The sequence below is a fragment of the Novosphingobium sp. BL-A-41-Hi4B-X5A genome (assembly GCF_055521705.1).
On the sequence record NZ_CM145500.1, the window covers coordinates 1,404,145 to 1,418,068 of the forward strand.

15 protein-coding genes and 1 tRNA gene are annotated in these 13,924 nt (G+C 63.1%); 4 read left to right on the forward strand and 12 right to left on the reverse strand.

Features of this window, described 5'->3' with window-relative positions:
* Positions 1-2: 2 nt before the first annotated feature.
* The 3 genes from fabF to aspS all read right to left on the reverse strand — a co-directional run bounded on the left by fabF (position 3) and on the right by aspS (position 3,534).
* Complete coding sequence (gene fabF / locus ACZ1JY_RS06485; protein WP_118073327.1) at positions 3-1,265, reverse strand: beta-ketoacyl-ACP synthase II; 1,263 nt, start codon at positions 1,263-1,265, stop codon at positions 3-5.
* Between the two features lie 133 nt (positions 1,266-1,398).
* Positions 1,399-1,635: an acyl carrier protein gene (locus tag ACZ1JY_RS06490; protein WP_011444997.1), complete on the reverse strand. Its 237-nt coding sequence runs from the start codon at positions 1,633-1,635 to the stop codon at positions 1,399-1,401.
* Between the two features lie 117 nt (positions 1,636-1,752).
* Positions 1,753-3,534: an aspartate--tRNA ligase gene (aspS, locus tag ACZ1JY_RS06495; protein ID WP_465130738.1), complete on the reverse strand. Its 1,782-nt coding sequence runs from the start codon at positions 3,532-3,534 to the stop codon at positions 1,753-1,755.
* A 189-nt stretch (positions 3,535-3,723) separates the two neighbouring features.
* On the opposite strand from aspS, the gene rnd reads away from it, so the two are divergent.
* Together rnd and ACZ1JY_RS06505 are read left to right on the forward strand one after the other, a co-directional pair.
* Positions 3,724-4,941, forward strand: coding sequence for a ribonuclease D (gene rnd / locus ACZ1JY_RS06500; protein ID WP_168903627.1), 1,218 nt, complete (start codon positions 3,724-3,726; stop codon positions 4,939-4,941).
* 6 nt (positions 4,942-4,947) lie between these two features.
* Positions 4,948-5,844, forward strand: a complete 897-nt coding sequence (locus tag ACZ1JY_RS06505; protein WP_465130739.1) for a hydrogen peroxide-inducible genes activator — start codon at positions 4,948-4,950, stop codon at positions 5,842-5,844.
* A 270-nt stretch (positions 5,845-6,114) separates the two neighbouring features.
* Here ACZ1JY_RS06505 and chrA read toward each other — a convergent pair whose 3' ends face one another.
* Positions 6,115-7,434: a chromate efflux transporter gene (chrA, locus tag ACZ1JY_RS06510; protein WP_465130740.1), complete on the reverse strand. Its 1,320-nt coding sequence runs from the start codon at positions 7,432-7,434 to the stop codon at positions 6,115-6,117.
* Positions 7,435-7,583: 149 nt separating this feature from the next.
* Positions 7,584-8,177 (reverse strand): CDP-diacylglycerol--glycerol-3-phosphate 3-phosphatidyltransferase, encoded by a 594-nt coding sequence (gene pgsA / locus ACZ1JY_RS06515; protein ID WP_118073323.1) that lies wholly within the window; start codon positions 8,175-8,177, stop codon positions 7,584-7,586.
* Between the two features lie 137 nt (positions 8,178-8,314).
* Here pgsA and ACZ1JY_RS06520 point away from each other — a divergent pair, with 137 nt between their 5' ends.
* Entirely contained in the window at positions 8,315-9,625 is a 1,311-nt protein-coding gene (locus ACZ1JY_RS06520) for an MFS transporter (RefSeq protein ID WP_465130741.1), read from the forward strand.
* Here ACZ1JY_RS06520 and ACZ1JY_RS06525 read toward each other — a convergent pair whose 3' ends face one another.
* The 3 genes from ACZ1JY_RS06525 to ACZ1JY_RS06535 form a co-directional block, all read right to left on the reverse strand.
* The gene (locus ACZ1JY_RS06525; RefSeq protein ID WP_168903624.1) at positions 9,626-9,883 is read right to left on the reverse strand and encodes a hypothetical protein; all 258 of its coding nucleotides are present in this window, start codon (positions 9,881-9,883) and stop codon (positions 9,626-9,628) included. It lies immediately after the preceding gene.
* Positions 9,884-10,044: 161 nt separating this feature from the next.
* Positions 10,045-10,227 (reverse strand): CsbD family protein, encoded by a 183-nt coding sequence (locus ACZ1JY_RS06530; RefSeq protein ID WP_118073321.1) that lies wholly within the window; start codon positions 10,225-10,227, stop codon positions 10,045-10,047.
* Positions 10,228-10,307: 80 nt separating this feature from the next.
* Complete coding sequence (locus ACZ1JY_RS06535; RefSeq protein ID WP_118073320.1) at positions 10,308-10,751, reverse strand: EVE domain-containing protein; 444 nt, start codon at positions 10,749-10,751, stop codon at positions 10,308-10,310.
* A 64-nt stretch (positions 10,752-10,815) separates the two neighbouring features.
* Between ACZ1JY_RS06535 and ACZ1JY_RS06540 the strand changes: the two genes are divergently transcribed.
* Positions 10,816-11,757, forward strand: coding sequence for an isopenicillin N synthase family dioxygenase (locus ACZ1JY_RS06540; RefSeq protein ID WP_118073319.1), 942 nt, complete (start codon positions 10,816-10,818; stop codon positions 11,755-11,757).
* A gap of 45 nt (positions 11,758-11,802) precedes the next feature.
* Here the strand turns inward: ACZ1JY_RS06540 and ACZ1JY_RS06545 are convergent, their stop codons facing one another.
* From ACZ1JY_RS06545 to ACZ1JY_RS06560, 4 genes are all read right to left on the reverse strand, one after another.
* Positions 11,803-12,447, reverse strand: coding sequence for a COG3904 family protein (locus ACZ1JY_RS06545; RefSeq protein ID WP_465130742.1), 645 nt, complete (start codon positions 12,445-12,447; stop codon positions 11,803-11,805).
* A 62-nt stretch (positions 12,448-12,509) separates the two neighbouring features.
* On the reverse strand, positions 12,510-13,100 hold the full coding sequence (locus ACZ1JY_RS06550) for a hypothetical protein (RefSeq protein ID WP_465130743.1): 591 nt from the start codon (positions 13,098-13,100) through the stop codon (positions 12,510-12,512).
* A gap of 168 nt (positions 13,101-13,268) precedes the next feature.
* Positions 13,269-13,344, reverse strand: a tRNA-Ala gene (locus ACZ1JY_RS06555).
* Positions 13,345-13,497: 153 nt separating this feature from the next.
* Positions 13,498-13,815 carry a TIGR02300 family protein gene (locus ACZ1JY_RS06560; protein ID WP_118073317.1) on the reverse strand — a complete coding sequence of 106 codons (318 nt, stop codon included), beginning with the start codon at positions 13,813-13,815 and terminating at the stop codon, positions 13,498-13,500.
* Between the last annotated feature and the right edge of the window lie 109 nt (positions 13,816-13,924).

Below are 13,924 nucleotides of genomic sequence, written 5' to 3' on the forward strand. Positions count from 1 at the left end.
CCTTAGTCTTCGATCGCCTTGACGATCACGCTGGCATTGGTGCCGCCAAAGCCGAACGAGTTGTTCAACGCCGCGCGGACCTTGCGCTGGCGGGCCTTGAGCGGCACGAGGTCAACACCCTCTGTGCCTTCGTCAGGATTGTGCAGGTTGAGCGTAGGCGGAACGATCTGGTCGCGAATCGCAAGGATGCAGAAGATCGTCTCGACCGCGCCGGCGCCACCGAGCAGGTGGCCGATGGCCGACTTGGTGCTGCTCATCGAAGCACCCGCGAGGTCGTCACCCAGCACGCGCTTGACTGCGGCGAGTTCGATGGTGTCGGCCATTGTCGAGGTGCCGTGGGCGTTGACATAGTCGATGTCGCCCGGCTCCATGCCCGCCTTGCGCATAGCCATGCGCATGGCGAGTTCGGCGCCCTTCCCTTCCGGGTGCGGCGCAGTGACGTGATAGGCATCGCCCGACAGACCGTAACCGACGACTTCGGCGTAGATCTTTGCACCGCGCGCCTTGGCGTGCTCATATTCTTCAAGCACGACGACGCCGGCGCCTTCGCCCATCACGAAGCCGTCGCGGTCCTTGTCATAAGGACGGCTCGCCTCTTCCGGGCGGTCGTTGTAGCTGCAGTTGAGCGCGCGGGCCTGGGCAAAGCCGGCAACGCCGAGCGGGTTGATCGTGCTTTCCGCACCGCCTGCCAGCATCACGTCGGCATCGCCATCCTTGATCATGCGCGCGGCATCGCCGATCGAGTGGGCGCCAGTCGAGCAAGCCGTGACAACAGCATGGTTCGGTCCCATCAGGCCGTACTTGATCGAGACCTGGCCGGAGATCAGGTTGATCAGGCGGCCGTGGACGAAGTGCGGAGAAACACGGCCCGGCCCCTTCTCGTGCAGGACAATCGATTCGCTCTCGATGCCGGGAAGGCCGCCGATGCCAGAGCCGATCGAGCAACCGGTGCGCATCTTGAGATCGTCGTCCATGTCGGCGAGACCGGCGTCTTCCAGCGCCTGACCGGCCGCATCGATGCCGAAGACGATGAAGGGATCGACCTGGCGCTGGATCTTGTGATCGACGCGCTTGCCGGCATCGAAGCCGTACTCGTGGTCAGCCGGCTTCACTTCGCAGGCGATCTTGCACTTCTGGTCGCTGGTGTCGAACTTGGTGATGAGCCCTGCCCCGCTCTTGCCGGCAAGCAGGTTCTTCCACACGGTTTCCACGTCCGCGCCCAGCGGGGTGACGAGGCCAAGTCCGGTTACGACGACACGACGCATTGAATTCTCCGGAAAATAAGCAAACAGGCCCAGCCCCTGAATTAGGGCTGAGCCTGCCGAAGTCCTCCCCTGCCCGACATCGAGTGCCTTGGCAGCCCTTCGACACGCTCAGGGCAATAGGGGAAAGGGGCGATCAGCCCTTGTTTTCGTCGATGTACTTGATCGCGTCCGAAACGGTCGAGATCTTCTCGGCCGCATCGTCGGGGATCTCGACGCCGAATTCTTCTTCGAACGCCATCACCAGCTCAACGATGTCGAGCGAGTCAGCGCCCAGATCGTCGATGAAGCTGGCTTCTTCGGTGACCTTGTCAGCCTCGACGCCGAGGTGCTCGACAACGATCTTCTTAACGCGGTCGGCGGTATCGCTCATGAAATGCCCCTTCGAAGGAAAGCGGTTGGTTATCTGTTTCGGTCTTCGCCCTAATCAACGCAAAGGGCGCTGGCAAGAGGCGCGCTGTGGATCACCTCAGCGCACGCCCTGTCCGTCTCAGCCTTTTGTCTGCTCGACGACGCGGATGTTGAGCTCGCGCAGCTGCTTGAGTGCGGCCGGAGAGGGTGCGCCCATCAGCAGATCCTCGGCACGCTGGTTCATCGGGAACAGCGTGATTTCGCGCAGGTTCTGCGCTCCGCAGATCAGCATGACAATGCGATCGACGCCTGCGGCCATCCCACCGTGCGGCGGCGCGCCATACTGGAAGGCGCGGTAGAGGCCGCCAAAACGCTCTTCGACGTCCGCCTTCGAAAGCCCAACGATCTCGAATGCCTTGACCATCGTTTCGGGCGACTGGTTGCGGATCGAGCCTGAGGCGATCTCGAAGCCGTTGCAAACGAGGTCGTACTGGAAGGCGTTGATCGTCAGTGGATCCTGCGTGTTCAGCGCCTCGATTCCGCCCTGTGGCATCGAGAACGGGTTGTGGCTGAACTCGACCTTCTTGTTTTCCTCGTCCCACTCATAGAACGGGAAGTCCACGATCCAGCACAGCTCGAAGCGGTCCTTGTCGATCAGGCCAAGCTGGTCGGCGACGCGGGTGCGGGCAGCGCCTGCAAGCTTGGCGGCCTGGCTCTCCTTGCCAGCGGCGAAGAAGCAGCCGTCATCCGGGCCGAGACCGAGCCTATCGAACAGCGCGGCCATCTTGTCGGCCCCGTGGTTCTTGGCAATCGGGCCGCCGAATTCGCCGCCCTTGCGGGTGACGTAGCCAAGCCCTGCATGGCCTTCGCTGCGCGCCCAGTCATTCATGTCGTCGAAGAACTTGCGGCTCTTGTCCGCGGTGCCCGGCGCCGGGATCAGGCGCACGACGCCGCCGGTGCCGACGATCTTCTCGAACAGACCGAAGCCCGACTGGGTGAACTCCTCCGAGACATCCGAGATGATGATCGGGTTACGCAGGTCCGGCTTGTCCGAACCGTACTTGAGCATCGCTTCGGCATAGGGAATGCGCGGGAAGCTGCCGGTCGGAGTGACCGAACGACCGCCCGCAAAGGCTTCGAACACGCCGCCGATGACCGGCTCCATCGTCTCCCAGACTTCTTCCTGGGTGACAAAGCTCATCTCGAGGTCGAGCTGGTAGAACTCGCCCGGCAGACGGTCGGCACGCGGGTCCTCGTCGCGGAAGCAGGGGGCGATCTGGAAGTAACGGTCGAAGCCCGCAACCATCAGCAGCTGCTTGTACTGCTGCGGTGCCTGCGGCAGCGCATAGAACTTGCCCGGGTGGATGCGGCTCGGCACGAGGAAGTCGCGCGCGCCTTCGGGCGAGGACGCGGTGAGGATCGGCGTCGAATATTCGGTGAACCCTGCGCCTTCCATCCGGCGACGCATGTCAGAAATGACCTTGGTGCGGGTTATGATGTTGGCGTGCAGCGTCTCGCGGCGCAGGTCGAGGAAGCGATAGCGCAGGCGGATGTCTTCCGGATATTCCTGCTCACCTGCCACCGGCATCGGCAGCTCCTCGGCAGCCGACAGCACGGTTGCGCCGCGCGCGAAAACTTCGATCTCGCCGGTCGGGAGGTTGGCATTGACCGTGCCTTCCGAGCGCGCCTTGACTTCGCCGTCGATCGTCACGACCGATTCCACACGCAGCGCTTCCAAGATCGGCAGCGCCGGGCTGTCGGCGTCCGCGACGATCTGGGTCATACCGTAATGATCGCGCAGGTCGACGAACAGCACGCCGCCATGATCGCGCTTGCGGTGTACCCAGCCCGAAAGGCGGACGGTCTGCCCGACATCACCGCGCTTAAGGGCGCCGCAGGTATGGGAACGGTAAAGGTGCATCGAAACTCTTTCCAATCGGTCTGCAATCGGGCAGGGGGAATGGGCGGCTAACAGGCGATGGCCGCGCTTTTGTCAAGCCACGCCCCTACCAACGCCGACTAGGCCGACGAAGGAGGGCGGGCCAGCCGAAGCCCCCGGCAGGGAGCACCACCTGGTCGCCCTTATCGGCGCGCCATACAGAAAAGACCGATGAAGATACATCCCCTGATCACGACGACCGACGCTCTGGCCGACTTGTGCGAGCGTCTGGCAAAGGCCGATTTCATCACGGTCGACACCGAGTTCATGCGCGAGAACACCTATTGGCCGGAACTGTGCCTGGTGCAGATCGCCGATGACAAGGAAGCGGCGGCGATCGATCCGCTGGCCCCAGGCATCGACCTGTCCCCCCTGCTCGACCTGATGTGCGAGAACGAGGACGTGCTCAAGGTCTTCCACGCTGGCGGGCAGGACGTGGAGATCATCTACAACCTCACCGGCAAGACCCCTCACCCGATCTTCGATACCCAGATCGCGATGATGGCGGTCAGCCAGTCCGAACAGATCGGCTACTCCAACCTCGTCGAATCGTGGCTCGGCTTCTCTATCGACAAGGGCGCGCGCTTTACCGATTGGTCGCGTCGCCCGCTGACCGAACGCCAGATCGAATACGCCATCGGCGACGTTACCCACCTGTCGAAGATCTTCCCCAAGCTGCTCAAGCGTCTGATCAAGACGGGCCGTGGCGAATGGCTCGACATCGAGATGGAGAAGCTCGCCGATCCGGAAAATTACCGGACCGACATGGACACCGTCTGGCAGAAGATCCGCGCGCCCAGCCGCAATCCCGGCGTGCTCGGCCGCCTCAAGGCGCTTGCTGCCTGGCGCGAGCGTGAGGCGATGGACAAGAACATCCCGCGTGGGCGGATCATGCGCGATGAAACGCTGGCCGATATCGCCAGCCACCCGCCCAAGGAGCAGCAGGACCTTGCCAAGGTGCGCGGGCTGTCGACGGGATGGAAGGATAACGACATCGGCCGCCGCCTGATGCAGACGCTGGCTGACGCCAGGCCGCTGACCGATGCCGAGATGCCGCCCAAGGCACCGCGCGGTGCGCCGCTCGGCAAGGAAGGCGCGCTGGTCGCCGATCTGCTCAAGCTCCTGCTCAAGATCCGCAGCCGCGAGATCGACATCGCGGCGCGCCTTCTCGCGCGGACGGACGATCTCGAACTGCTGGCAGCCGGTCAGCGCAAGAACCTCCCGATCCTCGAAGGCTGGCGCTTCGAACAGTTCGGCCGCGACGCGCTTGAACTTGTAGAAGGCAAGCTGGCATTCGCCGTGGTCAACGGCCGGCTCAAGATGGCGCATATCGACGACATCGGCGGCACGTCGGAGCAGCCCGAAGTCGTCGTCCACGTGGATGAATAGGTCAAGATGAGCACATACCTGCCCACGCTCAAGCAGTTGCAATACCTAGTGGCCCTGCACGAGCATGGGCATTTCGGGCGTGCGGCGGATTCGTGCTTCGTATCGCAATCGACGCTGTCAGCCGGCCTGCGCGAACTGGAATCGCTGCTGGGCGTCGTGCTGGTCGAACGCACCCGCCGCGTCGTGCGCTTCACGCCGCTGGGCAATCAGGTGGTCGCCAAGGCACATCGACTGCTGCGCGAGGCCGAGGAGCTTTCCGAACTGGTGCAGAGCCACGGCGCCCCGCTGGCGGGTGAATTGCGCATGAGCGTAATCCCGACGATCGCGCCGTTCCTGCTGCCGCGCATCCTGCCGCGCCTGCGCAAGGAGCGCCCTCAGCTCAAGCTGTTCCTGCGCGAGGAGCCGAGCGCCGCAGCGATCGAATCGCTCCACCATGGCCGGGCCGACTGTGTGCTGCTTGCCCTCCCCTATGCCACCGGCGAAGTGGAAAGCGAGTTCCTGTTCAAGGACGAGCTGCTTGTCGCCTTCCCGAAGGACGATCCGCGCGATCCTCCGGCAACGATCACCGCAGACCTGATCGACGAAAACCGCCTGCTCCTGCTCGAAGACGGCCACTGCCTGAAAGAGCATGCCCTGGCCGCCTGCAACCGCCCCGAAATGCGCGCCAGCGCCACGATGATCGGCACATCGCTGCACACGCTGGTGCAGATGGTCGACAATGGCCTCGGCCTCACCATGCTGCCACAGATGGCAATCGACGCTGGCATCCTGCACGATACCCAGATCGTCGCCCGCCCGCTGAAGGCTGACCACGCCTGGCGCGATATCGCCCTCGTCTGGCGCCGCAACAGCCCGCGCGCGGAGGAGTTCAGGATGCTGGCGCAGGAACTCCGGACCAATTGATCTCCTAGGCGGCGTGGACAAATTCCACAACGCCACGGTTGCCCTGTAAAAGGCCTTGGCGAGGCGCGAGGACGCAGGAAGAGTGGGTCTCTTTCAAGGCCGAGCAACGCTGCCAAGGCCTTTTACAGGGCAACCCCTGCGGGGCTGGACCAAAAACCGCCATTTCGGCGCCGGCTCGTCGCACAATATTCCCGATATTGCGCTTCCTCGCCTCCTTGAACTGGCGGTTTTTGCCTCCAGCCGTGGCGCTGTGGAATTTGTCCACGCCGCCTAGACCCCCGCCAGCACGAGCCCCGCCAGCGCACAGACGCCTAGCGTAGTGATGATGCCCATGCGCAGACGGAAGATCATCACCGCGCTTGCAACCGTGATCACCAGCGCTTTCCAGTCAAGGGAGGCGATGTCAGGCAAGTCCAGCGTGATAGGCCCTGCGCTGATCGGCGCAATGCGTGCAAACAGCACGTGCAGGACGAACCACAGCGTGAGGTTCGCAATCACGCCCACCACCGCCGCAGTGATCGCCGCCAGCCCGCCCTTCAGACGCGGCGCGTTCTCCAGCCGATCCAGCCATGGGCTGAAAGCGAAAATCCACATGAAGCACGGCACGAATGTGACCCACGTAGTCAGCACGGCCCCCAGAAATCCGGCAAGGTAGGGGCCGAATGGCTCCGGCGAGCGGAACGCGGCAAGGTAGCCCACGAACTGAGTGACCATGATGAGGGGCCCCGGCGTTGTCTCGGCAAGGCCCAGCCCATCGGCCATTTCGCCGGGCCGCAGCCAGCCAAACCCGTCGACCGCCTGCTGCGCCATATAGGAAAGCACGGCATAGGCCCCGCCGAAGGTAACGACTGCCAGTTGGGAGAAGAACACGCCGATCTTCCACAGCACGTGGTCGGCACCCAAAGTTGTCAGCACCAGAGCCAAGGGCAGTGCCCAGATCATCCCGCCCACGGCAATAGTGCGCATCGTTGCGCCCCAAGGGCGCGGACCGCTGGGCTCGACCGGCGCGCTGGCCTTGACCCCGAGCAAATCCGGCCGGCGCTTTGCAAGCACCATCCCGAACAATCCTGCTCCCAGAACGACCACAGGGAACGGCACGGCGAATGCTGCCAACCCAATGAAGGCCGCCATCGCAATGATCTTCTTGGTCGGCGTGCCAAGCGCGCGCCCGGCAATGCGCAAAAGCGCCTGCACGACAATCGCCAGGACGGCGGCCTTGATGCCGAGAAACAGGGCGGAGAACCAGCCCAGACCCGCAGCGGCCGCATAGAGCATCGACAGCGCGAGAATCACTACGGCCCCCGGCAGGACGAAGAGCAGTCCCATGGCCAGCCCGCCGCGAGTGCCGTGCAGTTTCCAGCCAATCCACGTGGCCAGCTGCTGCGCTTCCGGGCCTGGTAGAAGATGGCAGAAATTCAGCGCGTGAAGGAACTGGTCCTCGCTTACCCAGCGGCGTTCGTCCACCAGTTCGCGATGCATCAGGGCGATCTGCCCGGCCGGACCGCCGAAACTGAGGCAGCCGATCCGCGCGCCCACGCGCACCAGCTCGGAGAAATCGAGTGTATTCAACAGATCTGCACGTTCACTCATGAGCGGCCCATTCACCTGCGGCCCGCAAAGCGGGCCGTACAGGCAACGCTTGGGCTTCTGCCATGGCAGAACGCCTGACCGGGAGGTTGCATCGCCCCGGACATCCAGTGGCGCTCATTTAACTGTCGTCATCGCGAACCGCAAGCGGCTCAATCCATGTGCTTGAGGCCGACGCGCAGGTAGTCCCACCCCGTGACTACGGTCAGCACTGCAGCGCCCCACAGCGTGGTGAGGCCGACGGTATGCGGCACGTTCACCGTCAGGCTTCCTGCCGTCATGAGCCATTCCGGCAGGGCCTGCCCGAGGATCAGCGCGCCAAGCGAGACCATCTGGAACGTCGTCTTCCATTTGGCGAGGCGGCTGACCGGCACCGAGACCCGCAGCCCCCCGAGAAACTCGCGCAAACCGGACACCGCAATCTCGCGCAGCAGGATCACCAGTCCGGCGATCACGTGCATGTCGCCAACGTAGGGCCCGCGCAGCACGCCTTGCGCCGTCAGCACAAGGATCACCGCCGCCACCATGATCTTGTCGGCAATCGGATCGAGGAATACGCCAAGCTTGCTTACGGCCCCTTGGGCGCGGGCAAGATAGCCGTCGAAATAGTCGGTGATCCCCATCAGGCAATAGACGCCGAATGCAAGACCGTAGCCAAGGCGCCACTCAGGCCACCACAGCAAGGCCGCCAGCAAAGGCACGGTCACGATCCGGGACAGGGTGAGCAGGTTGGGCAACGTCAGCATCGACGACAGGCATAGCCTGCATTGGCGCCAAACGGAATCGCAACATTCACCGCTTAGGGCAGCCACCGCAAAACCTCTTGCCCGCAATCCTCACCGGGCTAAGGGTGCGCTCAAGAAGAGATGTCGGCAAAGGGTTCATGACAACATCGACGCATCTGGTGCGCACGCGCCGCTTCCTGCCGCTGTTCGTCACCCAGTTGCTGGGGGCTTTCAACGACAATCTCTACAAGAACGCGATGGTCCTGTACGTGGTGTACAGCGTCTACAATTCGGAAGCCGCCGAAGCGCGTTTCTCGGCCATCGCTTCTGGCCTGTTCATCCTGCCGTTCTTCATGCTTTCTGCCTTGGCAGGTCAACTTGCCGACATGCGCGACAAGGCGAAGATCATCCGGATCGTCAAGGCCTGCGAAATCGCCATCATGCTTGTTGGCGGAACCGGCCTGGTACTCGCGTGGATGGGCGTCGAAGTCGAACAGATCGCCATTCCTCTGATGCTTGCAGCCCTGCTGGCGATGGGCGTGCACTCCACCTTCTTCGGCCCGATCAAGTACGCCATCCTGCCGCAGCATCTGCACGACGGCGAAGTGCTGGCGGGCACCGGACTGGTCGAAGCCGGCACCTATATCGCGATCCTTGCCGGCACGATTCTGGCGGGCTGGATCCCCGTCGAAGTGGCGGCAGGCGGCGTGGTCGTCACTGCATTGATTGGATACTTCTCCGGTCGGCAGGTCCCCCCTGCCCCGCCGATGATCGAGGCACAGAAGATCGATTTCAACGTCTTCACGTCATCGTGGAGACTGATCCGTAACACGACGCGACACCGACAAGTGTTCATGGCGATCGTGGCGATCAGCTTCTTCTGGACCGTCGGCACCGTGCTGTTCATCCAGTTCCCGCCCCTTGCCAAGAACGTGCTTTCTGCCAGCAAGGAGGTGGCAAGCCTCTTTCTGGTGATGTTCTCGATCGGCATTGCCATCGGTTCGATGTCGATCAACGCGCTGCTCAAGGGGACCGTCTCGGCGCGCTATTCGCCCGCGTCGGTGATCGTGATGGGCCTGTTCATCGCCGCCTTCCATCAGGTATGTGATTATTGGCCCGCGCATCCCGGCATGCCGCTGATGGACGTGTCGACTTTCATCGCCCAACCCCTCGCCATCCCTCTGCTGCTATGCCTGCTCGGCATCGCCGTGGCGGGCGGGATGTTCGTCGTACCGCTCTACGCTTTCCTGACGACCGTGGTCGACAAGTCGGAAACAGCCCGCACGATCGCTGCCAACAACATCGTTAATTCCGGGGCCATGGTGGTAGGCTCGCTGCTCGCGGTGGGCCTCAGCGCAGCAGGGGTTGCCATTGTCGATCAGTTGCTGCTTGGCGCCGCGATGTGCGTCGTCTCGGCTTGGCTGGGCTACCTGCTATACCGCGCGGAACGAGCCGCCAAGGCAGCCTGATCAGGCGATAAACACCATGACTGCCAGGAAGCAGGCACAGTAGGCGATCAGGAAGTCGCGCAAGTCCTGCATGGATATGTGCCGCAGATTGACCGGCTCCGACCGTATATCTGTTTCGCGCAGCAGAGCCTCCGCCCGCTTCATCGCCGCCAGCACTTCCGGTTCATGGCGTGGCAGTTCGCGCAAGGCATGGCGGGGCAGTTGGGCGCGGAACGGGTGGCGTGCGGTGCCGTAGGCGGTGCTGGGCGACATGGTCATGACCGAACCTTAACGCTTTATTCACCTTTCGGTATCCCGCCATCTCGCGCTTTTTGCGGGCGTGCCTGTTCGGGACAGTCTGGCGCAAAAAGAAAGAGGCCGCCCCATCAGGGACGGCCTCCGGTGACCGGCCTGCCGATCAAAACTGTTCTGGCAACAGATCAGATGTCGTCGCCAAGCGCACCCTTGACCTTGCCGGCCGCCTGCTGCGCCTCACCCTTGCGCTCCTGCGCGACGCCTTCGCCATGAAGGCGGGCATTGTCGGTCGCCTTGCCCGCTGCCTGCTTGGTGTTACCAATGGCTTCGTTGGCGAGGCCCTTGGCCCGATCGGTCAGTTCACCCATCTTGGATCTCCTTGAATCTTCAGCGACGTTTCATCGCTCCCACGGAGATCAATACGCGCCGAATCCCCCTCGGTTCCGGCTCAAACCGCTCCTGCCATGCGCAGGATAAGGTTCCATTCGTCCGGCCGCACCGAGCCCACGGACAGTCGCGAAAGACGGATCAGATCCATCTCCTGGAGCTCCGGCGTCGCCTTGATCTGCTTGAGGGTGACCGTTTGCGGCAGCTTCTCGACAGGCTTGACCTTGACCGCCGCCCACTTGCCTTCAGGGTCGGTCGGATCGGTCAGCCCACCTTCGCTGATCACGATCACGCCGACCACTTCAACGCCAATGTTGGAATGATAGAAGAACGCCAGATCACCCGCCTGCATCGTGCGCAGGTTGCGCGCAGCCAGGTGATTGCGCACGCCGTCCCATGTCCCCTCGCCCTCGGCGATAAGGTCATCCCAGCCGTAGACGTCCGGTTCGGACTTCATCAGCCACAAGTTGCGGCCAGCGGTGTCGGCAATGTTGATTTTGGTCATGAAACCCCACGCGAATCCCGTTACAGGCGGTTTCCATAGCGACAATTTTCCGAACTGGAACACCATGCCCCTGCAAACCCTGCCGGTGATCTCGCTCAAGAGCGAGCCCGCAACGCTTTCCCGTGACCTCGGCGAATCCTTTCAGAGCTTCGGCTTTGCCATGGTGCGTGACCACGGTATCGATGCCGACCTGATCGCACGCGCCTGGGCGCTCACTGCCGAATTCTTTGCCCTGCCCGAGGATGAAAAGCGCAGCTACCACATCGATGGACTCGGCGGCGCACGCGGCTACACACCGTTCGGCACCGAGATCGCCAAGGGCGCCAAGCGCCACGACCTCAAGGAATTCTGGCACGTCGGTCGCGATCTGCCGGCGGACCATCCACTCGCTGCGATGTCGATGTTCCCAAACATCTGGCCAACCCGCCCCGCTGGCTTCCGCGAGACTTTCGAAGCGCTCTATGCCGAATTCGACCGCGTCGGCGCGCGCATTCTCTCGCGCATCGCGGTGTGGCTGGGACTCGATGAGCACTGGTTCGATCCGGCGATCGAGGATGGCAACTCGGTCATGCGCCTGCTGCACTATCCGCCGCTGCCTGCCGATGCGGAGCCCGGTGCAATTCGCGCCGGCGCGCACGAGGATATCAACCTGATCACGCTGCTGCTGGGCGCCGAGGAAGCGGGTCTCGAACTGCTGACCAAGCAGGGCGAATGGATCGGCGTCTCGCCACCCGAAGGCGCGCTGGTCGTCAACATCGGTGACATGCTGCAGCGCCTGACCAACCACGTCCTGCCCTCGACCACGCACCGCGTGCGCAACCCCGAAGGCGAGCGCGCCCGCCACAGTCGCTATTCCATGCCCTTCTTCCTGCACCTGCGCAGCGACTTCCCGTTCAAGACGCTGGACCAGTGCATCACGCCGCAGAACCCCGACCGTTACCCGGTCTCGATCACCGCTGATGACTACCTGCAGGAACGCCTGCGCGAGATCGGGCTGAAGAAGTGAAGGTGAGCGACGCCGCGCTTCATCCCTAAGCGCGGTGTCGCACCCTCACCCCGCAGGCCGCTCCACCGGGACGACGTTGTACTTCCGCACCTCTTCCTGGCTCAGGCAATAGCGCGTCGAAGGGTTCTCCTTGGTCGCCACTGCCTGCTGTTTGTACATCACCTCGGTCAGCAGCTTGCGGCTGATACCCATGCGGATCAGGAAATCGTTGTCCTCGCTGGCGAGAAGCGCACTCGCCTGCTCGATCTCTCCGATCAGCCGCGTCGTCTCCTCGGTGCCTTCGTCGACCGATATCTCGATCACGTCGCGGTCGCCGGTGTGCGTAAACATGTGGACCATGAACATGCCGCCGGGCTCCACAAAGCGGCGATCGCCCCCCATGAACACGAAATTGCAGGCAGAAAAACAGGTCCACCCCGCAGGAATGCGGGTGACCATGCCGGGGTAGGACCGAATCACCTTCCCCGCACGATTTCCGGCCGCAGCATCCCCCCCGCGCGATTTCAGCCAGACCTCCTCGATCCGCTCGTCCGCATCGATTGCCGCCTTCAGCCGTTCAGGCAGGCGCGAATCGATGATGCCATCGGCGATCAGCACCCGCTTGCCGCCCTTGTCGACGGGGGTCAGCGTCATCGCCTTGGCAACGCCCCAATCCGGCTTTTCAGGGCATGTCGGGTTCCGTGGGTCCATTGCGACCGGTTTTGCGGCCCCGGTGCCCAGCAGCAAGGCAAGAAACGGGAGAACCAGCCGCATCAGGCCGCCAGCGAGTAACGTGCCGAGCCCGGCGCGCGACACATGCGCTTGTTCGCGGTGGTCTCCTCACCGTTGACGATGATGACGTCGGTCACGGTGATGCACTGGCGTCCAACCGCTCCGTTCGAAGCTACCTCGTCATTACGCGCGGTGATTGTCGAAGTGCCAGAGACGTTCTCGCGCGTGTTCGACGTCCATGACGAGCTGCTGCCCACCTCTTCGCCACGTGTCGCTTCCACCGTTGCCTCGGCAGCCTGCTTCTGCTCCTCGGGATCGAGGCGGCAGGCGATCGCATTGGTGAGGGTGTCCGCAAACTCGGCGGAGGGAAAATAGCTGCCAATGCCAGCCGAACTGGCTGCACGGCCAATGCCCTGCCCGAGCAATCCCCCAAGGACAGACGACCCGGCACTCTTGCTCTTGCCCTTGGGGCAGCCGTCCGTGCTTTTCTGCGATGACGACGAACTGCGCGGGATGGACGGGATGCTGAAACCCCCGAACTGCGCCGAAGCCTGGCTTGCCACCAGAGCAATGGCGGCGAAAGTTGCCGCGATGCGGCAGGAGGTGGCGAAAGGCGTGGGGGCGCGACGCATGACAAGTCTTTCCAACAATGTAGCTTGTGCGGCCCTTTAGTTGATTGAACGCTAGCAAGGCTGTGATCTTCGTCAATCGCGGCGCGACGGGCTGATCACATCGCCGGCCTCGAAAGCCTGGTGCACCAACGCAAAAGGCCGCCCGAAGGCGGCCTTTCGAAGGAGGGATGGTGGAGCCTAGCGGGATCGAACCGCTGACCTCCTGCATGCCATGCAGGCGCTCTCCCAGCTGAGCTAAGGCCCCATTTCCCATCAGGTTCGCCCTGGGAGGCGAACCGCTCCGGCGGTGTATCTCGCCGGGAGCCGCGCCTCTAAGGGAGGTTGTCTTGGCTGGCAAGACGAAAAAACCGTCCCGGGAAATTTTTTGGGGCCGGCCCGAAAACCGGCCCCGAAAACATCAAACTTCGTCGTCGTCGCCGTCGTGGCCGGCAACGCCCAGATCATCGTCACCGCCGAGGTCAACGTCGTTGTCCGGCGAATCGCCGTCCTCGTCGATGTCGAGATCCTCGTCGGCCAGATCGACGTCAGGCGCGACGTCGGCCTTTTCCTTCTGGATCTCTTCGTACGGAATCGGCTGCTTCGACTTGAGCACCGGCTCGGCGGTCCAGGTGTACTTGCACTCGACGCAGGTGATCGGGTCAGCATTGCCCAGATCGTAGAAGCGGGTGCCGCACTTCGGACAGCTGTGCTTGGCGCCCCATTCCGGCTTGACCATGAAACTTCCTCAAGACTGGCCCGGCAGGACAGAACATCGCCGGGCGGAGAAACTGCACGCTTGATGGGTCCGCGCTCCCGCGGAATCAAGAGAGCGCGCGCCTTGCCAT